This window comes from Pararhodobacter sp. CCB-MM2, assembly GCF_001691415.1.
GTDB lineage: Bacteria > Pseudomonadota > Alphaproteobacteria > Rhodobacterales > Rhodobacteraceae > Pararhodobacter.
Map to the genome: position 1 here is coordinate 24,310 of NZ_LRRR01000027.1, position 26,455 is coordinate 50,764.

25 protein-coding genes are annotated in these 26,455 nt (G+C 66.3%); 10 read left to right on the forward strand and 15 right to left on the reverse strand.

The window, feature by feature from the left end:
- Positions 1-40: 40 nt before the first annotated feature.
- From BCY78_RS19290 to ggpS, 9 genes are all read left to right on the forward strand, one after another.
- Positions 41-1,105: a C4-dicarboxylate TRAP transporter substrate-binding protein gene (locus BCY78_RS19290; protein ID WP_068305115.1), complete on the forward strand. Its 1,065-nt coding sequence runs from the start codon at positions 41-43 to the stop codon at positions 1,103-1,105.
- 52 nt (positions 1,106-1,157) lie between these two features.
- Positions 1,158-1,697, forward strand: coding sequence for a TRAP transporter small permease subunit (locus BCY78_RS19295; RefSeq protein ID WP_068305117.1), 540 nt, complete (start codon positions 1,158-1,160; stop codon positions 1,695-1,697).
- On the forward strand, positions 1,694-3,007 hold the full coding sequence (locus BCY78_RS19300) for a TRAP transporter large permease (RefSeq protein ID WP_068305119.1): 1,314 nt from the start codon (positions 1,694-1,696) through the stop codon (positions 3,005-3,007). Before BCY78_RS19295 ends, BCY78_RS19300 begins: the two co-directional genes overlap by 4 nt.
- Positions 3,008-3,018: 11 nt before the next feature.
- Positions 3,019-3,801: a cyclase family protein gene (locus tag BCY78_RS19305; RefSeq protein WP_068305121.1), complete on the forward strand. Its 783-nt coding sequence runs from the start codon at positions 3,019-3,021 to the stop codon at positions 3,799-3,801.
- On the forward strand, positions 3,801-4,280 hold the full coding sequence (locus tag BCY78_RS19310) for an OsmC family protein (protein ID WP_068305123.1): 480 nt from the start codon (positions 3,801-3,803) through the stop codon (positions 4,278-4,280). Before BCY78_RS19305 ends, BCY78_RS19310 begins: the two co-directional genes overlap by 1 nt.
- 72 nt (positions 4,281-4,352) lie before the next feature.
- Positions 4,353-5,363, forward strand: coding sequence for an SMP-30/gluconolactonase/LRE family protein (locus BCY78_RS19315; protein ID WP_068305125.1), 1,011 nt, complete (start codon positions 4,353-4,355; stop codon positions 5,361-5,363).
- A gap of 295 nt (positions 5,364-5,658) precedes the next feature.
- Positions 5,659-6,798, forward strand: coding sequence for an NAD(P)H-dependent glycerol-3-phosphate dehydrogenase (locus tag BCY78_RS19320; RefSeq protein WP_083195163.1), 1,140 nt, complete (start codon positions 5,659-5,661; stop codon positions 6,796-6,798).
- Complete coding sequence (locus tag BCY78_RS19325; protein WP_068305127.1) at positions 6,795-7,577, forward strand: HAD family hydrolase; 783 nt, start codon at positions 6,795-6,797, stop codon at positions 7,575-7,577. Before BCY78_RS19320 ends, BCY78_RS19325 begins: the two co-directional genes overlap by 4 nt.
- Positions 7,578-7,581: 4 nt before the next feature.
- The gene (ggpS, locus tag BCY78_RS19330) at positions 7,582-9,084 is read left to right on the forward strand and encodes a glucosylglycerol-phosphate synthase (protein WP_068305129.1); all 1,503 of its coding nucleotides are present in this window, start codon (positions 7,582-7,584) and stop codon (positions 9,082-9,084) included.
- A 78-nt stretch (positions 9,085-9,162) separates the two neighbouring features.
- Here the strand turns inward: ggpS and pstB are convergent, their stop codons facing one another.
- The 8 genes from pstB to BCY78_RS19370 all read right to left on the reverse strand — a co-directional run bounded on the left by pstB (position 9,163) and on the right by BCY78_RS19370 (position 18,014).
- Complete coding sequence (gene pstB, locus BCY78_RS19335) at positions 9,163-9,969, reverse strand: phosphate ABC transporter ATP-binding protein PstB (protein ID WP_068305181.1); 807 nt, start codon at positions 9,967-9,969, stop codon at positions 9,163-9,165.
- Between the two features lie 28 nt (positions 9,970-9,997).
- Positions 9,998-11,392, reverse strand: a complete 1,395-nt coding sequence (pstA, locus tag BCY78_RS19340; RefSeq protein WP_083195164.1) for a phosphate ABC transporter permease PstA — start codon at positions 11,390-11,392, stop codon at positions 9,998-10,000.
- Positions 11,389-12,756, reverse strand: a complete 1,368-nt coding sequence (pstC, locus tag BCY78_RS19345; protein ID WP_068305131.1) for a phosphate ABC transporter permease subunit PstC — start codon at positions 12,754-12,756, stop codon at positions 11,389-11,391. Before pstC ends, pstA begins: the two co-directional genes overlap by 4 nt.
- A gap of 74 nt (positions 12,757-12,830) precedes the next feature.
- Positions 12,831-13,838, reverse strand: a complete 1,008-nt coding sequence (locus BCY78_RS19350; RefSeq protein WP_068305133.1) for a PstS family phosphate ABC transporter substrate-binding protein — start codon at positions 13,836-13,838, stop codon at positions 12,831-12,833.
- A 202-nt stretch (positions 13,839-14,040) separates the two neighbouring features.
- The gene (locus tag BCY78_RS19355) at positions 14,041-14,955 is read right to left on the reverse strand and encodes a carbohydrate kinase (protein ID WP_068305135.1); all 915 of its coding nucleotides are present in this window, start codon (positions 14,953-14,955) and stop codon (positions 14,041-14,043) included.
- 10 nt (positions 14,956-14,965) lie between these two features.
- Positions 14,966-15,739, reverse strand: coding sequence for an ATP-binding cassette domain-containing protein (locus BCY78_RS19360; RefSeq protein ID WP_068305137.1), 774 nt, complete (start codon positions 15,737-15,739; stop codon positions 14,966-14,968).
- Complete coding sequence (locus BCY78_RS19365; RefSeq protein ID WP_199523180.1) at positions 15,736-16,812, reverse strand: ABC transporter permease; 1,077 nt, start codon at positions 16,810-16,812, stop codon at positions 15,736-15,738. The genes BCY78_RS19360 and BCY78_RS19365 overlap by 4 nt, the downstream gene beginning before the upstream one ends.
- Before the next feature lie 173 nt (positions 16,813-16,985).
- Positions 16,986-18,014, reverse strand: coding sequence for a sugar ABC transporter substrate-binding protein (locus tag BCY78_RS19370; RefSeq protein WP_068305140.1), 1,029 nt, complete (start codon positions 18,012-18,014; stop codon positions 16,986-16,988).
- A 180-nt stretch (positions 18,015-18,194) separates the two neighbouring features.
- On the opposite strand from BCY78_RS19370, the gene BCY78_RS19375 reads away from it, so the two are divergent.
- On the forward strand, positions 18,195-19,418 hold the full coding sequence (locus BCY78_RS19375; RefSeq protein WP_068305142.1) for an ROK family transcriptional regulator: 1,224 nt from the start codon (positions 18,195-18,197) through the stop codon (positions 19,416-19,418).
- On the opposite strand, the gene BCY78_RS19380 is transcribed toward BCY78_RS19375, so the two are convergent.
- The 7 genes from BCY78_RS19380 to cysS all read right to left on the reverse strand — a co-directional run bounded on the left by BCY78_RS19380 (position 19,415) and on the right by cysS (position 26,416).
- A complete protein-coding gene (locus BCY78_RS19380) occupies positions 19,415-20,050 on the reverse strand; it encodes a nucleoside triphosphate hydrolase (RefSeq protein ID WP_068305144.1) in 636 nt (211 codons plus the stop codon). The genes BCY78_RS19375 and BCY78_RS19380 overlap by 4 nt on opposite strands.
- Positions 20,051-20,071: 21 nt before the next feature.
- Positions 20,072-20,527 carry an SRPBCC domain-containing protein gene (locus BCY78_RS19385; protein ID WP_068305146.1) on the reverse strand — a complete coding sequence of 152 codons (456 nt, stop codon included), beginning with the start codon at positions 20,525-20,527 and terminating at the stop codon, positions 20,072-20,074.
- Between the two features lie 136 nt (positions 20,528-20,663).
- A complete protein-coding gene (locus tag BCY78_RS19390) occupies positions 20,664-21,434 on the reverse strand; it encodes a squalene/phytoene synthase family protein (protein ID WP_068305147.1) in 771 nt (256 codons plus the stop codon).
- A gap of 41 nt (positions 21,435-21,475) precedes the next feature.
- On the reverse strand, positions 21,476-22,459 hold the full coding sequence (locus tag BCY78_RS19395; RefSeq protein ID WP_199523181.1) for an alpha/beta hydrolase: 984 nt from the start codon (positions 22,457-22,459) through the stop codon (positions 21,476-21,478).
- Complete coding sequence (locus BCY78_RS19400; RefSeq protein ID WP_068305149.1) at positions 22,456-23,139, reverse strand: trans-aconitate 2-methyltransferase; 684 nt, start codon at positions 23,137-23,139, stop codon at positions 22,456-22,458. The genes BCY78_RS19395 and BCY78_RS19400 overlap by 4 nt, the downstream gene beginning before the upstream one ends.
- Positions 23,140-23,170: 31 nt before the next feature.
- Positions 23,171-24,799, reverse strand: a complete 1,629-nt coding sequence (gene cimA, locus BCY78_RS19405) for a citramalate synthase (protein WP_068305150.1) — start codon at positions 24,797-24,799, stop codon at positions 23,171-23,173.
- A gap of 180 nt (positions 24,800-24,979) precedes the next feature.
- Positions 24,980-26,416 carry a cysteine--tRNA ligase gene (gene cysS, locus BCY78_RS19410; RefSeq protein WP_068305152.1) on the reverse strand — a complete coding sequence of 479 codons (1,437 nt, stop codon included), beginning with the start codon at positions 26,414-26,416 and terminating at the stop codon, positions 24,980-24,982.
- Positions 26,417-26,455: the final 39 nt, after the last annotated feature.

Here is a 26,455-nt window from a genome sequence, read left to right on the forward strand (position 1 = left end):
GACACCCCGGCGGGAGGCCGGGCCAACGAGGAGGAAAGACATGACCAGCACGATCCGCCGGCTTCTGGCCGGGACTGCCCTTGCGACCGCGCTCGCCGCCCCGGCCATGGCCGAGGTGATCCCGGTGACCGTGGTGAACGGCCACCCGCCGATCTTCCTGTGGGTGAAGCACCTGACCGAGACCTTCATCCCGACCGTCAACGCGGCGCTCGAAGGCACCGATTACAGCATCGACTGGACCGAGGCCTATGGCGGCTCGCTGGCCGCGGTGGGCGGTGAGCTTGACGCCATCGAGGACGGCTTGGCCGAGGTCGGCGTGGTGCCAACCGTGTTCCTGCCGACCAAGCTGATCTTGCAGAACGTCACCTACAACACGCCCTTCGGCCCCTCGGATCCGCAGCAGGTCATGGACGCGATGGAGACGCTTTACGCGACCATCCCCGGCATGGGCGAAAGCTGGAATGAATATGATGCCGAATATCTCGGCGGCGGCTTCGCGCTGGACAACTACCTCTTGATGACCAACTTCCCGGTCAACTCGATCGACGATCTGGCCGGCCACCGCATCGCCGCCCCGGGGCCGGCGGTGAACTGGCTGGAAGGCACGGGCGCCGTGGGCGTCGCGGGCAACCTGACGACCTACTACAACGACCTGCAGACGGGTGTGTTCGACGGCGTCATCGTCTTCCCGACCGCCGCCGCCCCGGCCCGCCTGCACGAGGTCGCGCCCTATGTCACGGTGACCAATTTCGGTGCGCAATCGGCGGGCGGCGTGATCGCCAACCAGACCTGGCTGCATGACCAGCCGCAAGAGGTGCAGGACGCCCTTCGTGCCGGCGCCGTGGCGTACCAAGAGGCCTATATCGCCGAGCAATCGCAGCGCGTGGCCGCCGCCATGGCCACCATCGCCCCCGATGCCGATCACCTGACCGAACTGTCGGCAGAAGAGCGTCAGCGTTGGGCCGCCGCCCTGCCCGACATCGCCGGGACCTGGGCTGCTGCGGCCGATGAGGCAGGCCTTGCCGGGACCGAGGTTCTGAACGCCTATGTCCACGCCCTGCAGGAAGCGGGTGCGGATCTGGGTCGCGACTGGACCATGCGCTGACGCCCAAACGGGGACCGGTCCGCCGGTCCCCAACCTTCCCTGAGAGCTTCCGATGATCCGAACCGGCCTTGCCCCTTTCGATGCCGTCACACGCCTTGTCGACCGGCTGACAGCGCTGATGTCGGCGCTGGGAACCGCGCTGATCCTTGGTGTGATGGCGCTGATCTCGGTCGATGTGATCGGGCGCTTCTTCTTCGCCCATCCCATCGCCGGCGTGCCCGAAATGGTGGCCATGTCGATCCTCGCCATCGTCTTCCTGCAGGTCGCGAACACGCTGGCGCAGGGGAAACTCACCCGCTCGGACGCCCTGCTCGGCGCCCTTCGCAACCGCAGCCCGAGGCTGGGTGACGCGCTCGACGCACTGCTGCACCTCGCCGGGATGCTGCTGCTGGGCGCGCTGGTCTCGGCCTTCTACCCACAATTCCTGCGCAGCTATGGGCGGGGCGAGATGGTTGGCACGGTCGGCCAGTTCCTCGCGCCGATCTGGCCGGTGCATGGCATCGTGCTGCTGGGCGCCGCGACGATGACGCTGGTCTTCGCCCTGCGCGCGCTGGCGCTGGCGATCCGTGCGATCCGGGGGGCACAGGCATGAGCGGCGTCGAGATCGGGCTCTGGTCCCTCGTCGGCATTCTGGGCCTGATCTGGCTGGGGATGCATGTCTCGATCGCGCTGGCGCTGACCTCTTTCGTCGGCATCTGGGCGCTGAGGGACAACCCGCAATACGCCTCGCGCATGCTGTCCTTGGCGACGCGCGAGAGCATCTCGTCCTACCTCTTCGGCGTCGTGCCGCTCTTCGTGCTGATGGGCCTCGTTGTCTCCCGCGCGGACATTGGCCGCGACACGTTCGACGTGGCGAACCGGGCCTTGGGACGCCTCAAGGGGGGCCTCGGCATGGCCACGGTGGGGGCGAATGCGATCTTCGCGGCGATCACCGGCATCTCCATCGCCTCGGCCGCCGTCTTCACCAAGGTCGCCGTGCCCGAGATGATGCGCATCGGCCATACCGCGCGCTTCGCGACCGGGGTCGTCGCGGGCTCGTCCGTGCTGGGGATGCTGATCCCGCCGTCCTTGCTGCTCATCCTCTACGGCATTATCGCCGAGCAATCCGTGGGCCTGCTGTTCGTTGCCGGCATCGGGCCGGGGATCGTGCTGACCGTGGCCTATATCGTCGGCATTGCCCTGATGGTGCGCTTCTGGCCCAGCTTCACCGGCACACCGCAACCCGCCCCCGAAATCACCTATGAGGGCTCGCTCGCCCGTGACACGGCCTCGAAACTCGCCCCCATCGCCGCGCTGATCGCGCTGGTGCTGGGCGGGATCTACGGCGGGGTCTTCACCCCGACCGAGGCCGGGGCCATCGGCGCGCTCGGCGCCATCGTCATCGCCGCCGCCAAACGCCGGATCGGCTGGCGGGTCCTGTGGCAGGTGACGCTGGAGACCGGGCATATCACCGCCTCGATCTGCTTCCTGATCGTCGCTGCCACGATGTATTCGCGCTTCCTGTCGCTCTCGGGCCTGCCCGGCTTCGTCACCGAATGGGCCATCGCGCAGGACCTCGGGCCTACCGGCTTCATCCTGCTCTTCTGCCTGATCTTGATCGTGTTGGGGACGATCCTCGATTCATCGTCCATCCTGCTGATCACCCTCCCCCTCGTGCTGCCCATCGCCGAGGCAATGCAGATCAACCTCATCTGGTTCGGCATCATCACCGTGCTCGCGGTCGAGATCGGCCTGCTGACGCCGCCGCTCGGCCTCTCGGTCTATGTGATCAAGGGCTCGCTCGACGATCCCTCGATCACCTTGGGCGACGTGTTCAAGGGCGCGCTGCCCTTCGCCGCGATCATGGTGCTGGTGCTGCTTCTCCTCATCTTCCTGCCCGGCCTCTCCATCGGCCTCCTCTGAAAGGACCTCCCATGCGGATCATCGACCTCTCGGTTGCGCTTGAAACCGGCATTGCCTCGGACCCGCCGATGATGGAGCCGAAGATCCAGTATCAGGGCCATAAGGACACGCAGGAGCAGATCACCGGCTTCTTCCCCGGAATGACGAACGACGACCTGCCGGACGGCGATGGCTGGGCGGTGGAATGGGTGCAACTGTCGACGCATAACGGCACCCATCTCGACGCGCCCTATCACCACCATTCCACCATGGACCGCGCACTGGTCCCCGGTGGACGGCCCGCGATCACTATTGACGAGGTGCCGCTGGAATGGTGCTTCCAGCCCGGCGTGAAGCTGGATTTCCGGCATTTCCCTGATGGTTATGTCGTCACGCCCGAGGATGTCGAGGCCGAGCTTGCCCGCATCGGCCACACGCTCAGCCCGTTGGAGATCGTCGTCGTCAACACTTCGGCTGGAGCGGCCTATGGGCGGCCGGACTATGTCGCCAAGGGCTGCGGTATGGGCAAGGCCGCGACGCTGTATCTGCTGGAGCGCGGCGTACGGGTGACCGGCACCGATTCCTGGTCCTGGGACGCGCCCTTCATCCACACAGCGCAGAAATACGCCGAGACCCATGACGCGGGCCTGATCTGGGAAGGGCACCGCGCCTCGATGGAGATCGGCTATTGCCATATGGAGAAGCTGGCGAACTTGGACCAGTTGCCGGCCACGGGCTTCAAGGTCTCGTGCTTCCCGTTCAAGATCAAGAAGGCCTCGGCGGGCTTTACCCGCTGCGTGGCGATTTTGGACTGATGGAACAGGCCATCGTCCAGTTCAACGCCGAGGGCACAGCCACCGGCAAGATGCGCAACGATCTGAGCATCTCAATGTCCCAACCCTTTGCCGAGGGGCCCTGGGAGATGGCGACCGACGAGGGCAGCTTCCACGGCGGCGACGGCTCGGCCCCGCCCCCCCTGGCGCTGTTCGTGGGCGGGCTCACCGGCTGCATCATGACCCAGATCCGCGCCTTCGCGAAACGGATGGGCGTCAGCCTGAGCGACCTGAGGGTCGAGACCCGCGTGCAATGGAACTGGGAGGCCAAGGGCCGCGTCTACGAGACGGCGCCCAAGTCCTTCGAGATTGACGTGCTGATGGAGAGCCCCAATTCGAAAGCCGAGGTCACAGCCCTGATCGAGGCCGCGAAGAAGGGCTGTTTCATCGAACAGACATTGGGCCGGGGCAATACGATCCGGCACCGCTTGAAAACACCCGAGGGTTGGGTGGACGTCTGAGCCCCCGGGCTCGGACCGGCTCCGGGGCGCAGGAGGGGCGCACCGGAGCCGCTAATCACAGGGGGAGTTGCCATGCGCAATCCGATTGACGGCTTCACTGTCTCGCGCGAGGACCTGTTCTTCGTCGGCGAGGATCTGCAACGTCCGGAATGCATTCTGGCCGAGCCCGACGGCTCGCTCTGGTCCGCCGATGCGCGGGGCGGCGTGGTGCATATCCGCCCGGACGGCACGCAGGAACTGATCGCGCAGGCGCTCGACACCCGCTTCGGCGCCACGATGGACGAGGCCGACCGTTTCACCCAAGGTACCCTGCCGAACGGGCTGGCGTTTGATGTGGACGGCTCGATCCTGATCTCCAATTTCGGCACCGACCGGCTGGAGCGGATGACCCGCGAGGGGCGCACGACGGTGATGCTGGACACGATCGACGGCACGCCCATCGGCAAGGTGAATTTCGTCCTGCGGGACTCGAAGGGCCGGATCTGGCTGACGATTTCCACCAAGATCACCAATTGGATGGCCGCCGTCAGCCCGAATATCGCGGACGGCTACGTCGCCGTGCTGGATGACAACGGCGCGCGCATCGTCGCTGACGGCTTCATGTTCACCAACGAAATCCGCTTCGACGCCGCCGAGGAATGGCTCTATGTCGTCGAGACCTCGGGCCGTCGGGTGACGCGCCTGCGGATCGACGAGAACACGCAGGTCACCGCCCGCGAGGTCTTCGGCCCTGCGGATACCGGCGGCTTCATCGACGGCATTGCCTTCGACAGCTTCGGCAACCTCTGGGGCACGCATGTGATGTCGGACCGGATCTTCGCGATCACCCCGGACGGCGATTTCCGGGTGATCCTCGATGACGACAACCCCGAACCCTCGCGCGCGCTGTATGAAGCCTTCGCGCGGGACGCCGTCACCCCCAACCACATGCTGGCCTGCGGCGGCACCATCGCGCCGTGGTTTGCCTCGGTCACCTTCGGGGCTGCGGACCTGAAGACGGTCTATATCGGCTCGCTGCGCGGCACCCGCATCCCCGCCTTCCGCAGCCCCGTCGCGGGCCTGCCAATGGCCCATTGGCGCTAAGATCAGCGCACAGGCAGCATCGGAAATCCGTGATTTTTCAACGCGCAGGGAAGAAAGTTTCCTTGCGCACCAAGGGGTTTCGCCGCGCTGCGGCGAAAAGGGTTGAAGCCCCGGCCGTGAACGCTAACCTCTAAGGCAATCCTGCGGTTGGCCTTTTGCCGCCTGCTTCACCTGCGCGCGACGCCCCCTGTGCGGCGTCTATCGCCCTGCCCTTCGCCGCCTTCATGGCGGACCCTTCCGGGCGCGCGTGACCTGACAATGCGTTCTGACACCCGAACTTCCAAGGGAGTTCCCGATGAAGGATACTGTGCCTCACACCGCCCCCTCCACCCCGTATCACCGCCTCGCCGTGCTGGGCGCCGGCAGCTGGGGCACCGCCCTTGCCACCGTGCTCGCCCGCAACGGCCGCTCCGTTCGCCTCTGGGCCCGCCGGCCCGATCAGGCCGAGCGCATCAATGCCTCGGGCGAGAATGCCGACTACCTGCCCGGCGTCATGCTGCCCGGGGGCTTGAGTGCCACGGCGGACCTTGCCTCGGCCTTGAAGGACGTGGAGGCGGTGCTGATCGTCACGCCGTCTTCCACCCTGCGCCAGATGTGCCGCGCGATGGCGCCGCATCTGCCCGCCGGCGTGCCCATCGCGCTGGCCTGTAAAGGGGTGGAGCGCGACACCGGCTACCTGTTGTCCGAGGTTGTGGCCGAAGAACTGCCCGGCCATGTCGTCGGCGCCGTCTCAGGCCCGACCTTCGCGCGGGAGACCGCGCTCGACCATCCGACCGCCGCGACCGTGGCATTTCCCTTCGGCTACAAGGACCGCCTCAATCCCGGCACCAGCCCCGCCGCGCGATTGGCGCTGTCGCTCTCGGGCGGCGGGTTCCGGCCCTACGTCTCGGATGACCTCGTGGGCGTCGAGGTCGGCGGCGCGGTGAAGAACGTGATCGCCATCGCCTGCGGAATGATGTCGGGCGCGGGCTTTGCCGAGAATACGCGCGCCGCCCTCATCACCCGCGGCATCGACGAGATGAAGCTGCTCGCCCAGACCCTCGGCGGGCGTCGCGAGACGGTCACCGGGCTGTCCGGCGCGGGCGATCTGACGCTGACCTGCTCGTCCACCACCTCGCGCAACATGAGCCTTGGGCATCAGCTGGGTCAGGGTATCCCCCGCCCCTCGTGTTTCGAAGGCCGGCCTGTCGTCGTCGAGGGCGAGGTCAACGCGGTCTCTGTGACCGATCTGGCCCATCGCATCCGCGTGCCGATGCCGATCTGCGAGACGGTGAACGCCGTCCTGCACAAGGGCGCCAACCTGCAGGAGGCGTTCAACGCCCTCTGGGCCCGCCCGATCGAAGCCGAACCCTTCGCGCTGGACCTGTCGCTGGACCACCCCGCGCCCGATACCCGTCTGCAATTCGCCAGTCTCGATGGAGGCCTGACCGCATGAACGTGCACGCCACCCCCCGCCCCGCCATTGCCGCCCGCCGCTTCACGCTGGCGACCGACCTTGACGGCACCTTCCTCGGCGGCACGGACAAAGACCGCGCCCGCCTGTATGGCTGGATCGAGGAGAACCGCGACTCTATCGGCCTGATCTTCGTCACCGGCCGCGATCCTGAGTTCATCATGCAGATGTGCCGCGAACGGGGCCTGCCGTGGCCCGAGTACGTCGTCGGCGATGTTGGCACCACGATTGCCGAGGTCCTGCCCGACGGCTCCATCGCGCCCATCGTGCCCCTTGAGGACGACATCGCCCGGCGCTGGGACGACAAAGGGGCTGCGGTGCGCGCGGCGCTGGACGGCCATCCCGGCCTGCAGCTGCAGCCCACGCCCTTCCGCTACCGCGTGAGCTACGACCTGACGCCGACGTCGTATGACGCGACCGCCGAGGCACGGGTCGAGGCGCTGGGTCTCGATTGGCTGATCTCGGACAACCGCTTCTTCGACGTCTTGCCCGCGGGCGTCTCCAAGGGCCCGTCGATCCGCCGCCTCGTCGAGCATCTGGGCATCGCGCCCGAGCGCGTGCTCTGCGCGGGCGACACGCTGAACGATTTGTCGATGCTGGCCTCGGGCCTGCCCGCCGTGGCCGTCGGCAATTCCGAACCGCTCCTCACGCACCAGCTTGAGGGCATCGAGACGGTCTACCACGCCCGCGCCCATGGCGCGGCGGGGATCCTCGAAGCCATCGCCGCGTTGGAGCTTCACACCATTCCGCAGGAGGCCTGAGCCCATGCCGTCCAATCTGGTCATCGTCTATCACCGCCAACCCTATGAAGAGGTCGAGATCGACGGGAAGATCGAGTTCCGCGAGAACCGCAGCCCGAACGGCATCGTCCCCACGCTGAAAAGCTTCTTCGGCCGCGTCGACAAGGGCGCGTGGATTGCGTGGAAACATGCCGACGATCCCTCGAACCCGGATTTCGAACGGGTCGTTGAGATCGACGATCAATACGGAAAATACACCGTCTCGCGCCTGCCGCTGACGCCCGAACAGGTCACCAGCTTCTACCATATCTCCTCGAAAGAGGCCTTCTGGCCGATCCTGCACGGCTTCAAGGAGCGCTACAATTACGACCCCGTCGACTGGCCGACCTTCCGCGAAGTGAACTGGGCCTTCGCCGAGGCTGCCGCCGCCGAAGCCGCCGAGGGCGCCGTGGTCTGGGTGCATGACTACAACCTGTGGCTGGTGCCCGGCTATCTGCGCACCCTGCGACCCGATGTGAAGATCAGCTTCTTCCACCACACGCCCTTCCCGAACGCCGACCTGTTCAACGTCCTGCCTTGGCGCAAGGAGATCCTGGAAAGCCTGCTCTCTTGCGATGTCGTGGGCTTCCATATCCCGCGCTATGCCAACAACTTCGTCTCCGCCGCGCGCTCGCTTCTGGAGGTGGACACGCTGAAGCGTGAGAAGGTGCATGACGAACTCTCGGCGCAAACCACCGCGCTGTCCGAGCAATCGGTCGTCACCCATGTCGGCTATGACGGGCGGGTGATCCGGCTGCAGGCCAGCCCGGTCGGCGTGGACGTGGGCTTCATCGAGGAGGTCGCGGCCCGCCCGGAAACCGCCGAGAAGCTCGCGCATATCAAGGAGGAGCTGGGCGACCGGAAGCTCATCCTCTCGGTCGGGCGCACGGATTACACCAAGGGCGGCATCGAGCAGCTGCAAAGCTTCGAGCGTATTCTGGAAAGCCGTCCCGACCTGCGCGGCAAGGTGCGCCTGATGCATGTTTCGGCCGCCGCGAATTCGAACATGACCGCCTATGAGGAGATCCAGCAGCAGCTGGAACAGCTCGCCGGCAAGATCAACGGGCGCTATGGCAGCTTCGATTGGCAGCCGATCTCTCTGATCTCGCGGCCCGTGCCGTTCGCCGAACTGGTGGCCTATTACCAAGCGGCGCATGTCGCGTGGATCACGCCGCTCGCGGACGGGATGAACCTTGTGTGCAAGGAATATTGCGCGGCACGGTCGGATAACGACGGGGTGCTGGTGCTGTCCGAATTCGCCGGCGCGGCGGTGGAGCTGGGCTTTTCCGTCCACACCAACCCCTTCTCGCACAAGTCGATGGATCAGGCGATCCAATACGCCCTGTCCCTGCCCGAGACCGAACGCCACGGCCGCATGAAGGCCAACCGCGAGGTCGTCCGGCGCCATGACATCCGCTATTGGGCCGAGGACCAGATGCAGGCCTTCGGCAGCGAGACCTTGGCCGGATTATCCTCTGAACCCGTCTGACGTCTTGCCTGACGCCCTGAGAAGAACAAAACGCCCCGGCCTTTCGGTCGGGGCGCTTTTCTTTGGCTTGGGCCGGGATCAGCCGATACGGCCGGTGATATAGGCCTCGGTCTGCTTTTCCTTCGGGTTGACGAAGATCTGCTCCGTCTCGCCGTATTCGATCAGCTTGCCCAGATGGAAGAAGGCGGTCTTCTGGCTGACGCGCGCCGCCTGCTGCATCGAGTGGGTCACGATGATGATCGTGTACTGCTCTTTCAGCTCGTGGATCAGGTCCTCGACAATCGAGGTCGCGATCGGGTCCAGCGCCGAGCAAGGCTCGTCCATCAAGATGACCTCGGGGCCGGTGGCGATGGTGCGCGCGATGCACAGACGCTGCTGCTGGCCGCCCGAGAGGCCGGTGCCCGGCGCGTCGAGACGGTCGTGCACTTCCTTCCACAGACCCGCCTTCTTCAGCGAGCTTTCGACCAGCTCATCGGTCTCGGCCTTGTTCTTCACGAGGCCATGGATGCGCGGGCCATAGGCGATGTTGTCGTAGATCGACTTGGGGAACGGGTTCGGCTTCTGGAACACCATGCCGACGCGGGCGCGCAGCTCCACCACGTCCAGCGAGGGGTCATAGATATCCTCGCCGTCGATGGTGATCTTGCCGCCGACCTTGCAGCCCTCGATGGTGTCGTTCATGCGGTTGAAGCAACGCAGGAAGGTCGACTTGCCGCAGCCCGAGGGGCCGATGAAGGCGGTGACCGACTTCTCGGGCACTTCCATCGACACGCCGAAGATCGCCTGCTTCTCGCCGTAATGGACGGTCACGTCCTTGGCCGAGATGCGGCTGACCGCGCTGGCGGCCGAGGCGGGGGCCGAGGGGACGATACGGTTGCCGCCCATCGGGCCGCTGTTGTTGGTCGCGTTCATCTCAAGCTTTCCTTTCCAGGCGGCTACGCAGCCAGATGGCCAGCGCGTTGAGCAGGATCATCAGCGCCAGAAGGACGATGATGGCCGCGAAGGTGCGTTCTTCAAAGAAGTTCCGGTTCTCGTTGCCCTGCCACAGATAGATCTGCACGGGCAAGGCGGCGGATTGGTCAAGCGGCGTGGCCGGGATGTTGGCCACGAAGGCGTTCATGCCGATCAGAAGCAGCGGCGCGGTCTCGCCCAAAGCCTGCGCGACGCCGAGGATCGAGGCCGTCAGGATGCCCGGATAGGTGACCGGCAGGACGTGGTGGAAGACCATCTGCGTCTTCGAGGCGCCGATCCCCAGCGCAGCCTGCCGCAAGGACGGCGGGACGGCGCGCAGCGACGAGCGGGTGGCGATGATCACCGTGGGCAGCGTCATCAGGGTCAGCACCAGACCGCCCACCAGAGGCGCGGACAGCGGCAGGTGGAAGATGTTGATGAAGACCGCAGCGCCGAGCAGACCGAACACGATTGAGGGCACGGCCGCGAGGTTGTTGATGTTCACCTCGATCAGGTCGGTCACGCGGTTTTTCGGCGCGAATTCCTCAAGGTAGATGGCCGAAGCCACACCGATCGGCACCGCCAGCAGAAGCACCACCAACATCATGTAGAACGAGCCCATGAAGGCCCCCGCAAGGCCGGCCGAGGCGGGCGACGAGCGGCTGTCGACATTGGTGAAGATGTGCCAGGCGAAGCTGCGGTGGACCGAGCCGCTTTCCATCAGCGCATCGATCACGTCGCGGGCCGGGCGGCTGAGCTGCTGACGCTCGTCCGGCAGGTTGCGTGACAACTTTTCCTTGGCCCAGTTGTCGCCATCGGCCGACAAGAGCAGGTTCAGGCGGCGGGTCTGACCGATGATCGAGGGATCGGCGATGACCATGTCACGCAGCACGAAGCGCGCGCCCGAGTCGATGATCGATTGCGCCGAGCGGGCGTCGATCTCGGTGGTGACACCGTCCTCGGCCATGGCGCTTTCGACGCCGGCGATCAGCAGGCGGTTCCAGTTGACCATCGCCAGACGGCGCTGCCAGCCCAGCATCTCGGCCTGATAATCGGCATCCGATTGGCCGGCCTGACGGACCGGGCGGTCGGGGACGTTGATGACCTCGGGGTCGAAGGTGATCTCCGTTTCCAGCGTGAATTGCCAGAAGGCCGGCAGACCGTTCGAGAGGATGTTGCCGAACAGGATCGCTACGAAGGCCATCGCCGCCAGCACCGAGCCGAGGCCCAGCATCTTGAAACGGGTTTCCGCGCGGTTGCGGCGGGCCAGCGAGCGACGCACCTGGGCGCGGCGGCGGGCATTGGCCTCGGCCTCGTTGGCGGGGGCGCCGGTAGCGGTTTGCGCCAGATCGGTCATTCGTATTGCTCCCGGTATTTCCGCACGATCGCCAGCGCGCCGATGTTGAGCAGCAGCGTGATGACGAACAGGGTCAGGCCCAGCGCAAAGGCGACGAGCGATTGCGGCGAGGCGAAATCGGCGTCCCCGGTCAGGGCGGTGACGATGGTCACGGTGAAGGTCGAAGTCGGCTCGGTCGGATCAAAGCGCAGGATCGGCGCGTTGCCGGCGGCCAGCACCACGATCATCGTCTCGCCGATGGCCCGGCTGACGGCCAGCAGGATGGCGCCGACGATGCCCGGCAGCGCGGCGGGGACGATGACCATGCGGATCGTCTCGGCCTTGGTGGCGCCGAGGCCCAAGGAGCCGTCGCGCATCGTGCGCGGCACCTGGCGGATGATGTCATCGCTGAGCGAGCTGATGAAGGGGATGATCATGATCCCCATGACGATGCCCGCGGTCAGCGCCGAGGTGGCGTTGATGCCGAAGCCCAGCACATCGCCCAGACCCGACAGGGCCGGACCCACGGTCACGAGGGCGAAGAAGCCGTAGACGATGGTCGGGATCCCCGCGAGGATCTCGATCACCGGCTTGATCGCGTTGCGCAGCTTGGGGTTGGCGTATTGCGTCAGCCAGATTGCCGACATCAGACCGACCGGCAAAGCGACCAGCATCGCGATGAGCGAGATCATCACTGTGCCGACCAGCAGCGGCAGCATGCCGTAGCTGCCCGAAGCCTCGTTCGAGGTGGTCGAATAGCCGGGGTTCCAGACGGTGCCGAAGAAGAACTCGAAGGGCGAGACGAAGGTGAAGAAGCGCACGGTCTCGGTGACCAGCGAGACGACGATGCCGACGGTGGTCAGGATCGCCACGACCGAGCAGAAGATCAGCGCGGCCTTGATGAAGGCCTCGACATGATTGCGCGCGCGGGTGCGGGCGGTCAGGCGGCTGCGCATGTACAGCATGCCCACGACCCCCAGCACCGCGCCCAGCGCGACGATGGCCAGCATCAGCACGGTGTTGAACTGCGCCAGCGCGGCACCGGCGGTAGCTTCCCACTCGGCGGCTTCGCCGGCAACGCCGAAGCCCGAGGCGATGTTGCGCAGGCGGGCGGCGGCCGAGGCGTATTCCGTGGTGCCCGGCAGGATCTCGACCGGCAGCTGGCTGGCGATGTACCAGTCCTGCGCCATGCCCGAGGCCAGAAGCCAGACGAGAAGAAGAACGAGGAGCGGCAGAACAGCCCAAAGGGCCACCAGCGCACCGTGGTATTGGGGCCGGCTGTGCAGGCGGGTCTGCCCGGCCAGCAGGCGGCTGCGCGAGACGCCCTGGCTATAGGCGATACCCAACAAGGCCAGGACGAGGACGGCAATCAGGACGCTGGTCATGCGCGCGGCTTCATCTTTGAGACATGGGTGTGGCGCCCCGGTGGATCCGGAGCGCCACGATCTTTTTCAGCGGATTACTGAGCGACGCTCACGCCGTTGGTGAAGTTCTCCAGAACTTCGGCGCGCTCGGCGTCCGGCGCCGGGATCAGGCCGGCTTCTTCCAGACGGCCGCCCATGCCGGTCATCATGTCCGACATGAAGAACTGGACGTATTCTTCGATGCCCGGGATGACGCCGATGTGCTCGCCCTTCACATAGAAGAACAGCGGGCGCGAGACCGGGTATTCGCCCGAGGCCACGGTTTCCAGCGACGGGGTGACGCCTTCCATGGTGGCGACGCGCAGGGTGTCGGTGTTCTGCTCGTAGAACGACAGACCGAAGACGCCCATGGTGTCGGTGTCGGCGGCGAGACGCGCGAGGGTCTCGGTGTAGTCGCCGGCGATTTCGGTCACGTTGTCCTGACGCAGTTCGCCGCAGACTTCGTGGTCGGTGTCTTCGCCCATGACGGCTTCACAGCCCGGGAAGATCACTTTTTCTTCGAAGACTTCACGGGTGCCGTGGTTCGAAGCCGGGATCGCCATGACGATGCGCTGCTCAGGCAGCGACGGATCGATGTCCGACCACATCGTCGGCTGGGCCATGCCTTCCGGCAGGTTGGCAGCGATCGCCTGGTAGACGAAGCGCGGCTCGAGGGCGAACTCGGCGCCGTCAGCCGACGACGCGAAGACGATGCCGTCATAGCCGATGCGGATTTCGCGGATGTCGGTCACGCCGGCAGCGGCACAGGCTTCGATTTCCGAGGTCTTGATCGGGCGCGAGGCGTTGGCGATGTCGATGGTCTCGGCGCCGACGCCGGCGCAGAACTGGCGCAGGCCGCCCGACGAACCGCCCGAGGCGACGACCGGGGTGTCGAATTCCGGGAAGGCCTGACCGAATTCTTCAGCGACGATCGACGCGAAGGGCAGAACGGTCGACGAACCGGCGATCTGCAGGTTGGTGCGCGACTGGGCAACAGCGGGAGCGGCCAGCAGCATGCCGGCGGCAGCGGCGATCGCGATACGGCTCGTGGTCTTGGCGAACATGGATTTCTCCTGTTTCTGTTCGGGTGGTTCGGTTCGGGGTCCAGCCCCTCTCTCGTGAGGCTGTGCACCGGGTACCCCCGTTGCATGACGCTTCTGTCACGCTTGCATGACAGTTTTGTAACGCTCAGTGTAACACAGGCCGGAATGTCGAACCCCCGCATCGGGGGGATGCGGGGGCTCTAAGGGTAAGTTCTTGTCTGGCTTACATTTCGCTGGGCCAAGGGGGGTTCGCCCCTGCCCGGCTGACGGTGACAGCCGCCGCTGCAGCCCCCAGTTGCAAGGCCGCACGCAGGGTCGAATCATCCAGATCGCGCAGGGAATCGCGACTCAGTCTGTCGCAGGCGTTAAGGCTGGCCAGCACGCCGGCGTTGAACGTATCGCCCGCGCCAACGGTATCGACGACATTGACCTTGCGCGCCGGCTCGAACAGCCGCCCGCGCGGAGTCACGCCGGTCGCCCCGACGCCGCCATCGGTCAGCAGCACCAGCGAGACACCCCGGTCCAGCATCGCCTGCACGAAGGCTTCGTCCTTGCCCCCCGACAGCCACGCCAGATCCTCGAGCGACAGCTTCACGATGTCAGCGAGCCCGATCATCCGGTTGATGCGCGCGCGATAGGCGGCCTCGTCGGTGATGAAGCCCGGCCGGATGTTGGGGTCGAGCATCGTCACCTTGCCCGCCGCCCACGCCCGTCCCATCAGCGCCTCGTAAGTCGCGCCACAGGGATCGACGACCAATGAGATGCCGCCGAAGAAATAGGCGTCCTCGGTGATCGCGGGCAGATCGGCCTCGGTCAGCATGCGGCCGGCGGTGTTCTCGTCGTAGAAGGCATAGGTCGCCTGCCCCTCCACCAGCTTGACGAAGGCCAGCGTCGAGGGCCGGGGCGCCATCACGCAGGCGCTGGTATCAACCTTCGATTCCGCCAGCGTGTCGCGCAGGATGTCGCCGAGGAAATCGGCGGCGATGCCGGCGAAGAAGCCGGTGGGCGCGCCCAGCCGGCCCAGCGCGATGGCAGTGTTGAACACCGCGCCGCCGGCATGGGGTGCAAAGGCGGGGCCCGCCCCCGGTCCGGGGACCGGCAGCATGTCGATCAGGGCTTCGCCGCAACACAGGATCATCGGGAACTCCTCAGGCCGCTTCCGCGGGCAGTTTGGCGCCGGTCATATAGGCCACGGCGTCGGACATGGTATGGTCGCGCGGGTTGATCACGCACAGCCGCCGGCCCAGCCGGTGGACATGGATGCGATCCGCGACCTCGAAGACATGGGGCATGTTGTGGCTGATCAGGATGATCGGCACGCCCCGCGCACGCACATCCTGGATGAGCTCCAGCACCTTGCGGCTTTCCTTGACGCCCAGCGCCGCCGTCGGCTCGTCGAGGATCACCACCTTCGAGCCAAAGGCCGCCGCCCGCGCCACCGCCACGCCCTGCCGCTGACCGCCCGAGAGCGTCTCGACCGGCTGGTCGATGTTCTGGATGGTCATCAGGCCCAGCTCGTTGAGTTTCTCACGGGCGAAGGCGCGCATCGCCGGCCGGTCCAGCATCCGCAGGAACTGACCTGCCGGGCCGGGACGACGCAATTCGCGGCCGATGAACATGTTCTCGACGATCGACAGCGCCGGCGAGAGGGCGAGGTTCTGGTAGACCGTCTCGATCCCTGCGTCGCGCGCTTCCAAGGGCGAGTTGAAGCTGACCTTCTGGCCCTCCAGCTCGACCGTTCCCTCGTCGAGGTAGACCGCACCGGACAGCGCCTTGATCAGGCTCGACTTGCCGGCACCGTTGTCGCCGATCACGGCCAGGATCTCGCCGGGGTAAAGGTCGAAGTCGCAATGATCGAGGGCGGTGACACGACCATAGCGCTTCACAAGGCCACGGGCTTTCAGGATGGGTTGCACACTCATGCCGAGACCTTTCTGATCCACTGGTCGATCGCGACCGCGATGATGACGAGCCAGCCGATGGCGAAGAGCTGCCACAGCACATCCACCTGAACAAGGCGCAGGCCCGAGTTGAAGACGCCGACGATTAGCGCGCCGAACAGGGCGCCGAGGATCGAGCCCCGCCCACCGAACAGCGAGATGCCTCCCACCACGACGGCGGTGATCGAGTGAAGGTTGCCCTCGTAGAACGAGGTGGGTGAGATCGAGCCGACGCGCCCGATGGCGGCCCAGGCGGCCAACGCACAGACGAGGCCTGCCAGCGCATAGACCGAGATCAGCGTGCGGTCGGTGCGGATGCCGGCCAGTTCGGCCGCGTCCTTGTCATCGCCCACGGCATAGACATGGCGACCCCACGCGGTCTTGTTCAGCATGTACCACAGCACGCCGAACACCACGACCATCAGCACCGAGCCGTAAGTGATGTTCGCGCCGCCGATCTGGAAGCCGTTGCCGAACCATTTCAGCATCGGCGCGGCGGCATCGATATCCTGCGAGCGCATGGATTGCGCGCCCGAGAACCACAGCGTCAGCGCGTAGAAGATGTTCCAGGTGCCCAGCGTGACGATGAAGGGCGGCAGTTTGATCTTGGTGACGAGGAAGCCGTTGAGCAGCCCGGCCCCCGCCCCCATGCCGAAGATCATCAGGATCGCCATCGGCGCGGGCACACCGGATTCGACGGCCAGTTTGCCGGCCAGCACCGACATCAACGCCATGATCGCCGCGACCGACAGGTCGATGCCCGCGGTCAGGATGATCAGCGATTGTGCGGCGGCGAGGATGCCGATGATCGAGACCTGCTGCAGGATCAGCGACAGGTTGAAGGCCGAGAAAAAGCGTCCGCCAGCCAGCGCGCCGAAGACGATCAGCGACAGCACCAGCACGATGACGGGCACCATGGTCGGGTTGGAATGCAGGAAGTGCTGCACATGGCCGAGCGGCGTGCGCCGGGGGGCCTCGAACTGGGCGACTTTCGTGTCTGCCCCGCCGAGTGCCGCTTCATAGCCCTCGGGTGTCTGTCTGGTTGCGCTTGTCATGGGACCCATTCCGCTGACGGCGACCGGCCCGAGGGGGCTGCGGCGGCCGAAGGGGGGAAGAAAAAGGACCGGGCAGAGGACCTGCCCGGTCCGTGGAGGACCCCGGCGCGAGTGTTCAGGGGAGATGCGCCGGGGCGAGGGGTTCAGTCAGGCCCGAGGGCTTTGGCCGGGGCTCAGCCCCAGCAGCGGCCGAGGCCTTCTTCCGAGGTGATCGACTCGATGCCGTCGACCGGCTGGTCGGTGATCAGCTGCACACCGGTGTTGTAGAAATCCAGACCGTCCGAGTTCGACGGGCGGGTGCCGTCGGTGGCGAAGGCATGGATCGCCTCGATACCCAGCGAGGCCATCAGCAGCGGGAACTGCATCGAGGTCGCGCCGATCACGCCATCGCGGACGTTGGCGACGCCGGGGCAGCCACCGTCGACCGAGACGATCAGCACATCATCCTGACGGCCCATCGAGCGCAGCGCCTCATAGGCACCGGCGGCGGCGGGCTCGTTGATCGTGTAGACGACGTTGATCGAAGGATCGATCTGCAGCAGGTTCTCCATGGCGGTGCGGCCGCCATCCTCGTTGCCGTTGGTCACGTCATGGCCGACGATGCGCGGGTCGGTCTCGTCGCCGATGTCGGTCGGGTCCATGATGTCGATGCCGAAGCCCTGCAGGAAGCCGCCGTCGCGCAGATAATCGACCGAGATTTCCGAGGCATTGAGGTCCAGAAGCGCGATGCGCGCGTTGGCGGCCTCGTCACCCAGCTGGGCGGCGGCCCATTGGCCGATCAGCACGCCGGCCTGGAAGTTGTCGGTGGCGAAGGTGGCATCGGCCACATCGGCGGGCTCGAACGGCGTGTCCAGTGCGATGACCAGCAGACCGGCCTCGCGGGCCTGGGTGATGACCGGGGTCAGCGCGCGGCTGTCGGACGGGGTGATCAGGATGCCCGAGGCGCCCGAGGCGATGCAGGTCTCGACCGCAGCGATCTGGGTTTCGACGTCACCGTCGATGCGGCCGGCGAAGGTCTGCAGGTTGATGCCCATCGAAGCCGCGGCCTCGGTCGCGCCTTCGCGCATCTTCACGAAGAACGGGTTGGTGTCCGTCTTGGTGATCAGGCAGGCGCCGATCTCGTCGGCGGCGGCAGGCGATGCCAGCAGGGCGCCGGCAGCAGCAGCGGACCACAGGGCGGCCTTCAGGGTGCGTTTCGTCATTGGGTTCTCTCCTCCCGAAAAATCGTCCGGTCCCGGAGCCGCCTCTCCTGCAGCCCCTTCCCTCTCCGGATGCCCTTAGAAATCGCGAATCGTGGCTCCGTGTCAATAAATAAATCACTCTGATTTAATATTGACAGTACAACGGCGCTGCCTCACGCTGGGCTGCGGGAGAGGACCAACATGCGCAAGACAGCCCCAGACAGCGTCGAGGATCGTGGCCAGGCCCCGTCCCTGCGCGGCACGAACCAGACCGGAATGCGTCAATGGAATGAGCGGCTTGTGCTGTCGCTGGTCCGCGCGCGCCGGTCCCTGCCCAAGGCCGAGATCGCCCGCCAGACCGGCCTGTCCGCGCAGACCGTCTCGGTCATCATGCGGGCGCTGGAACAAGACGGGCTGCTGGAGCGCGGCGAGCCGGTGCGTGGCCGCGTGGGCCAACCCTCGGTGCCGATGTCGCTGGCGGCGGAGGGGGCGTTCTTCCTCGGGCTGAAGATCGGGCGGCGCTCGTCCGAGATGGTGCTGGTGGATTTCCACGGCAAGCTGCGTGGTCGCCGGATCCGCCGGCACGACTGGCCGACCCCCTCGGCCGCGCTAACCTTTGCAGACCTCGCCGCGCGCGAGCTGATCGACCAATTGCCGCCCGCCCTGCATCACCGGGTCGCCGGGCTGGGCGTGGCGACGCCGTTCCGGCTGTGGGACTGGGCCGGCAGCCTCGGCGCGCCGCAATCCGAGATGGACGCCTGGCGCGATCTCGACTTCCGGGCGGCCTTGAGCGCGCGGCACCCCTACCCCGTGTTTCTGGAGAACGACGCGACGGCGGCTTGCGGGGCCGAGCTGATCTTCGGCAAGGCGATGCAGCTGCCCTCGGATTTCGTGCATGTCTATGTCGGCTTCTTTGTCGGCGGCGGCGTGGTCCTGAACGGCGCGCTTTATCCGGGCCGGCACGGAAACGCCGGGGCCTTGGGCTCGATGCCCGTGACCGACGCGGCCGGGCGCCGCGTGCAGTTGATCGACGTCGCCTCGACCTCGGGGCTGGAGGCGGCCTTGGTCGCAGCAGGACGCTCGGCGGACGAGATCTGGGCGACACCCGATCACTGGACCATCGACGAGGCGATCCTCGCCCCCTGGATCGCGCAGGCGGCAGAGGGGCTGGCGCAGGCCACCGTCGCCGCGCTGTCGGTCTTCGATTTCGAGGCGCTGGTGCTGGACGGCTGGATGCCGCGCGCGGTGCGTCAGCGCATGGTCGCGGCGACCCGCGCGGCGCTGGCCCGGCAGAATTTCGCGGGGCTGGAGGTGCCGGATGTCATCGAAGGCACGCTGGGCGCCGACGCGCGCGCGATGGGCGCCGCCGCCCTGCCCCTGACCGACCGTTTCCTCGTGGATCGGGGCACCGGCGCGCTGTCCTAACCCGTGCGGATCACCAGATCCGCCGGACGCGAGCCCGCCAGAACCTGCCGTGCATTGGGCAGATCATTGGCCTCGACCCGCGCTTCGGCCTGCTCAGGCGTGTGGTCATGGTCCAGCCAACGCTGCATCAGGCGGGCTTTCAACACCGGCTCGGGCACCTCCAGCGCGACGCTCGCGTCCCAGAAGCGGCCCAGCGCATCCCAAGGCGCCTCATCCAGCAGAAGGTAATTGCCTTCGACCAGCACCAGGCGCGTCTGTGGCCCGATCTCGCGTGCGGCGGCGCGGGACAGGTCCAGCGAGCGGTCAAAGACCGGCACCAGAACCGCGCCGTCATCGGCGGCGAGCCGCTGCAGATCGCGCGCCAGCCCGCCCACATCGAAGGTCCAAGGCGCGCCCTTGCGGGGCCGGTCGCCCCGCGCATCGAGCACCGCATTGTCGAGGTGATAGCCATCCATCGGCAAGACCGCCGCCACGGGGCCAAGCGCCGCCAGCAAGGCCTCGACCAGAGTCGATTTGCCCGCACCCGGCGGTCCGGCCAAGGCGACGATCTGCCGAGGGCCGTCAGGACGGGGGGACAGCCGGGCAATCAGAGCCGCGGCCAGCGCGGCGGGATCGGAGAAAGTCTCAGGCATGGGCGGGTTCCGGCGGGGCGTTCAGGCCGGCGCGTTGCCGACATAGCGGCGCAGCGATTGGTCGAGGATCTGACGCCACAGCCGGCTGCGGCGGTTGACCTGATCCTCGGGCACCGGGCCGATCGCCTGATGCACCAGCGTGAGCCGCGTGCCGTCCTCGCGGTCGGTCAGGTCGAATTGCACGCGCCCGGCGACGATGCCCGCGATCCCGAACCAGCCGTTGAACGACAGCCGGCGATCCGGCGCGATGGCCTCGACCTGCGCCAGCATGATCCGGTGGCCGTCATCATTGCTTTCGATCAGGTAGGCACCGAGGTCTGCGGTCAGGGAGATCCGGCTGTCGGCGCCCAGAACGCGCGCCTCTGCGGGCCACCAAGCGTCGAGGCCGATGGTAAGCGCAGCGAACAACACAGCTGCGCTGGCACTGAAATCATGCTCTTGCCGGATATCGATACCCGGCACGCCATGTCCGATCACGGGACCTCCTACCCCGTCTGCGAGTGGCTGTCGCAAACGGTGATGCTTCCGCTACCATAACCAACAATTGCAGGGGATGAAGAAATGACAAGCCTTGACTCAATCGAAGGCGTAATCCGAGGTCAAGATCACCGGGTCATTTTCCGAGCAGAACGCGTAAAATAATACCTCCGCGTCGCATGATTTCCGCAGATCCGAGGGTTCCGGCCCCCACCGCGCCGGGATCGCGCTGTGCCTGCTGCAACAAACCTTTGGCCCGCCACGCCGCCCGAAGCGCCGGCCGGACAGCTTTCGGCGCCTTCCGCAGGCCCGAATCAGCCCCACGCAGTCGGCGCAGCCCCTCGGCTGCCAAGGCCACGACCTGTTCGGGCCGTCCGTCGGGCAGTGGATGGCGGCCCGCGCCCTCCAGCGCCGGGATTGCCATCAGATAGTTGGCCAGCCCCTGCGCCGTGCCCAGCGCCATCGCCGGCTCCGACAGCGCGGCCCCGCCGCCCAGCGCGGCGACCGTCGCCTGCATCAGAGCACCGCCGGTGCCCTCCAGATAGGCCCAGAGCGCTGCCTCATCGTCGAACGGGGCCGAGGTGCCGATCTCGACCTCGCGCGCGTCGATCATCGCGGCCAAGGGCGCGACCGGCAGGCCGTTCTTCACCAGTTCTTGCAGGGGCGCGGCAACCTCGTGCGCCTTGAATTCCTCCAGCGCGACCACGTCGCGCCAGAACTGCAACCGCATCTGCGCGATCAACGGCTCCTTGGTCACCCAAGGCGCGCGCGCCAATTCGAGGTTGAAGGCATAGAGGGTGAAAAGCGCGCCGCGCACATCGACCGGCGCGGCCATCGCCGCAAGAAACCGGTCGGGATCGCCGTTTTCGACGAGGGCGGCACAGGCATTGATCTGACTTGCATCCATGCCCCGCCCCATAGCGCGGGCGCGGAGCGGAAGCCAGTGCGTCAATCGCTGCGCAGGAAGGACAAGATCAGTCGCAGCGTCTCAGGATCGTCAACCACCGACAGATGCGTGGCCCCGGTCAGGGCATAGGTGCCGCGCGCCGTCAGGTCGCTGAACGTCGGCTCATACTGTGCGGCGACGAAGGCTTCGTCCTCGCGCCCGGCAACCAGCAAAAAGTCCGGGAGTGCTCCGATATCGGCCTGCCAGTTGCGGCGGGGCGCGAAGCCGGTGTTCAGCCGGAAGGAATACGCCCGCGTCGCCGTGTGGCCGAGCGGTCCGTCCAGCACGGCGTCGGGAAAGCGGAACTGGATCACCGGAAGGTGGTTCAGCGCGGTGATCCGCGCCATGTTCAGCATCGACAGCCCGATGATCCGCCGGGTCATCACCCGCGCCCAGCCGCCCGACGCGGGCCGTGCGGTCGGCGCGTCATGCTGCACGAAGGGCGCGAGCAGGATCGCCCGGTCGATCAGCGCGCCGTGGTCGCCCCCGGCGAAGCGGATCACCAGCCCCCCGCCCGAGGAATGGCCCAGCATCACCACTTCCTGCCCGTCCTGCGCCTGCTGACCGATCAGATCGGCGAGGTCATCCTCGAACTGGCCGATGTAATCGACATCGCCGCGACGCTGCGGGTCCGGCCCATGGCCGCGCAGATCCGGGGCGATGACGTCGAACCCGGCCTCGGACAGCCCTTCGCCCAATCGCGCGAACTGCGCCCCGTGCCAGCCCGAGCCATGCACCGCCACCACCAGCGGCGCACCCTCGCGCCCGGCCTCCCAGCGACGGTAGCCCAGAACTGCGCCGTCCCGGGCTTCATAGTGCTGCAGCTCCGGCAGCTCGGCCCCGGACAGGACCGAGAAATCCAGCCCCTCCCCGTCGGCCCGCAGATCAGCGACAGGCCGATCCGAGACAATGAGCCCCAGCGCAATGGCCGTGGGAATGGCCACCGTCAGGGCGGCGGAAATCGCAAGCGTCGACCACAGGCTCATACAGGCTCCACCACCACGAGGCGATAGTCGTAGCTGTCGCCATAGAGCTTCCAGCAGGCGATCTCGGCGCGGAAGGCCTCGACCAGGGCCGTGTCCTTTTCGTCTGCCAGCATGGCTTCCAGCGGGTCGTAGTAATTGGCCCAGCCGGCCCGCCCGATCCATCGCGCACCGATGACCCGCCAGCCGGCGGCGGTGATCTCGGCCTCCAGCGCCTCGGCCCCGGTGAGGGTCAGCCCCTCGCCCGCCCAATGCGCCACGGCGCCCTCGGCCGGGGTATCGGTGGTCCAGCGCAGGTCCGAGAACGCCACCCGCCCGCCCGGTGCCAGATGCGGCCGCCAGGCGTTCAGCGCCTCGGTCACGCCGATGTTGTAGACCGCGCCTGCGGACCAGATCAGGTCCCACGGGCCGCTCGGAGGATGGCGCATGTCGCCCTCAACCGCCCGCGCTGCCGGGAACTTGGTACGCACGACGGACACGAAGGGCTCGGCCGCATCCAGCGCAGTGACTTGGGCCTCCGGGATTGCCGCCAGCAGATCACCGGTATCGGCGCCGGTGCCGCAGCCCGCGTCCAGCACACGAGCGCCCGGCGGCGTCCCCGCCACATCCAGCGCCCAGCGCAAACTTTCGACATCCCCCGGACCGGCGCGGTCCAGGGTCAGGAACAGGTCAAGAATACTCATGCCCTTGGGCTAAAGCCCCCTGACCTTTGGGTCAACCGTTGAGAACAGGTTCCGCGCCGTCCTTGACCAGCTTCCAGTGGATCGCGTCCAGCAGCGCGCTGAACGAGGCATCGACGATGTTCGGGCTCACCCCCACGGTCGACCAACGCCGGCCCTGCCCGTCCTCGCTGTCGATGATCACGCGCGTGACGGCCTCGGTGCCGCCCTGCGTGATGCGCACCTTGAAATCCACCAGCTTCATGTCGTCGATCGAGGCCTGATACGGCCCCAGATCCTTGCCCAAGGCCTTCGACAGCGCGTTGACCGGGCCGCGATCGGTGCCGCTGCCATCGCTGCTTTCGCTGACCGACAAGACTTTCTGATCGCCGATCTTCACCACGACCACGGCTTCCGAGACGCTGACCATCTGGTCGTAGCGGTTCTTGCGCCGCTCGACCGTGACGCGGTAGCGCTTGACCTCAAAGAACCGCGGCAGCAGGCCCAAGGTCTCGCGCGCCAGCAACTCGAACGAGGCCTGCGCGCCGTCATAAGCATAGCCCTGATCCTCGCGCAGCTTCACCTCGTCGAGGATCTGCATCAGCCGAGGATCCCCCGCCGCAATCTCGATCCCGGCCGAGGCCAGACGCGCCCGCAGGTTCGACTGCCCCGCCTGATTGGACATCGGAATGACGCGCGCATTGCCCACGGTGGCCGGGTCGATATGTTCGTAGGTCGTTGGGTCCTTCAGGATCGCGCTGGCATGCAGCCCCGCCTTATGCGCGAAGGCCGAGGCGCCGACATAAGGCGCGCTGCGCAAAGGCACCCGGTTCAGGATGTCGTCCAATTGCCGCGACAGTTTGACCATGCCGTTCAGCGCGGCATGGGGAATGCCGGTCTCGTAGCGGCTGGCATAGGGCTGCTTCAGCAGCAGCGTCGGGATCATCGTCGTCAGGTTCGCATTGCCGCAACGCTCACCGAGACCGTTCAGCGTGCCCTGAATCTGCCGCACACCCGCATCGACGGCGGCCAGCGAACAGGCCACGGCGTTGCCGGTGTCGTCATGACAATGGATGCCCAGATGATCGCCGGGAATGCCCGCCGCAATCACGTCGCGCACGATCCGCCCGACCTCGGCCGGCAGCGTGCCGCCGTTGGTGTCACAGAGCACCAGCCACCGCGCACCCGCCTCATAAGCCGCCTTCAAGGCCGCCAGCGCATACTCGGGGTTGGCCTTGTAGCCGTCGAAGAAATGCTCGGCGTCGAACAAGGCCTCGCGCCCCTGCGCGACCATATGCGCGACCGACTCGCGGATGTTGACGAGGTTCTCGTCCAGCGTGATGCCAAGCGCCGTCGTCACATGGAAATCATGCGTCTTGCCGACCAGACAAACCGCCGGCGTGCCCGCATTCATCACCCCGGCCAAAACCTCGTCATTCCCGGCCGAGCGCCCGACACGCTTGGTCATGCCAAAGGCGGTGAAGGTCGCCCGCGTTTGCGGCCGCGTCTCGAAGAACTCGCTGTCGGTCGGGTTCGCCCCGGGCCAGCCGCCCTCGATGTAGTCGATCCCCAGCGCATCCAGCGCCTTGGCGATCGCGACCTTCTCGGCCGTGGCGAATTGCACGCCCTGCGTCTGCTGCCCATCACGCAGCGTGGTGTCATAGAGATAGAGCCGCTCGGTCACGCCGCGCCCCCTTTCCGATCAAGAAACAGGCCCGCAGCCTCGCCACAATGCGCAGCAATCATGATTGACGACGCACCCCGAAAACCGCGCGCATCTTTGTGCTCCAAATATCCCACGGGGGTCCGGGGGTGTGAAACCCCCGGTCCTGCCGGAGCCGCAAGCGCCAAAGAGACGTTCATCTCACAACCCATCCAGCTTCGCGGCATCGAAGCCCGCGCCGGGCACCAGCTCGACCCCGGCCTTCGACATCCGCACCTCGACCCCCGCCGCGATCAGCGCGGATTTCAGCGCATCGACCGAGGCGAAATTCTTGGTCTCCATCGCCGCCGCGCGCAGAGCGGCCAGTTTTTCCGCCAAGGCATTCAGATCAAAGCCCTTTTTCTCAATCCACTCGTGTTCGGGAGAGATTGGGCCTTCGAAATTAATGAAGCCAAGCAGCGCCATTGTATCTGCGAGAGTCCGAGCATCGCCCATCTGCTCTGCTTTTTTGTGCTCTGCGTCTAGTGTGGCGAGCGCAAGGTGAGTGTTCAGATCATCAGCAAGTGCTTCGATAACGTGAGCGCTAGCTCGCGACGAATCCGGGATGTATCCGGCCGCGAAGCGCTCACATGTTCTACTGTATGCGAGCAGCTTTAGAGTCGCTTGTTCCGCCTTCTCCGCCGTCCAGTCCATCGGCTTGCGGTAATGCGTCGACAGCATCACGAAGCGCACGACCTCGCCGGGATAGCCCTGCTCCAAGAGTTCGCGCACGGTGAAGAAGTTGCCCAAAGACTTGGACATCTTCTTCCCCTCGACGAGCAGCATCTCGTTATGCATCCAGACCCGCGCGAAATCCGACCCCGGATGGGCGCAGCAGGACTGGGCGATCTCGTTCTCGTGGTGCGGGAATTGCAGGTCGATGCCGCCGCCATGGATGTCGAAGGAGGTCCCCAGCAGCTCGAACGACATGGCCGAGCATTCGATATGCCAGCCCGGACGCCCCCGGCCCCAGGGCGAGTCCCAGCCCGGCAGCGAGGCATCCGAGGGCTTCCACAGCACGAAATCCATCGGATCGCGCTTATAGGGCGCGACCTCGACCCGCGCTCCGGCGATCATGTCGTCGACCGAGCGCCCTGAGAGCCGCCCGTATTCGGGATACGAGCGCACGTCGAACAACACGTGGCCCGAGACCTCATAGGCATGGCCCTTGTCGATCAGCCCCTGGATCATCGCGACCATCGCACCGATATACTCGGTCGCGCGCGGCTCGGCGGTCGGGCGCATCGCCCCCAAGGCATCCATATCGGCGTGATACCAACCGATCGTCTCCTCGGTCCGCTGGTGGATCAGATCCTCCAACGTGCCCTCGGCCCCCGCTTCCTTGCGGGCGACGGCGGTGGCGTTGATCTTGTCGTCGACGTCGGTGAAATTGCGCACATAGCGGACGTGATCCGCGCCATAGACATGCCGCAAGAGCCGGAACAGCGTGTCGAACACCAGCACCGGCCGGGCATTGCCCAGGTGCGCGCGGTCATAGACCGTCGGCCCGCAGACATACATCCGCACATCCATCGCATCGAACGGCACGAAGTCTTCCTTCGTGCGCGTGCGGGTGTTGTAAAGCCGGATCCCGGTCATGTCCTGTCCCCCAAATCGCACCACAACTAACACCCCGGC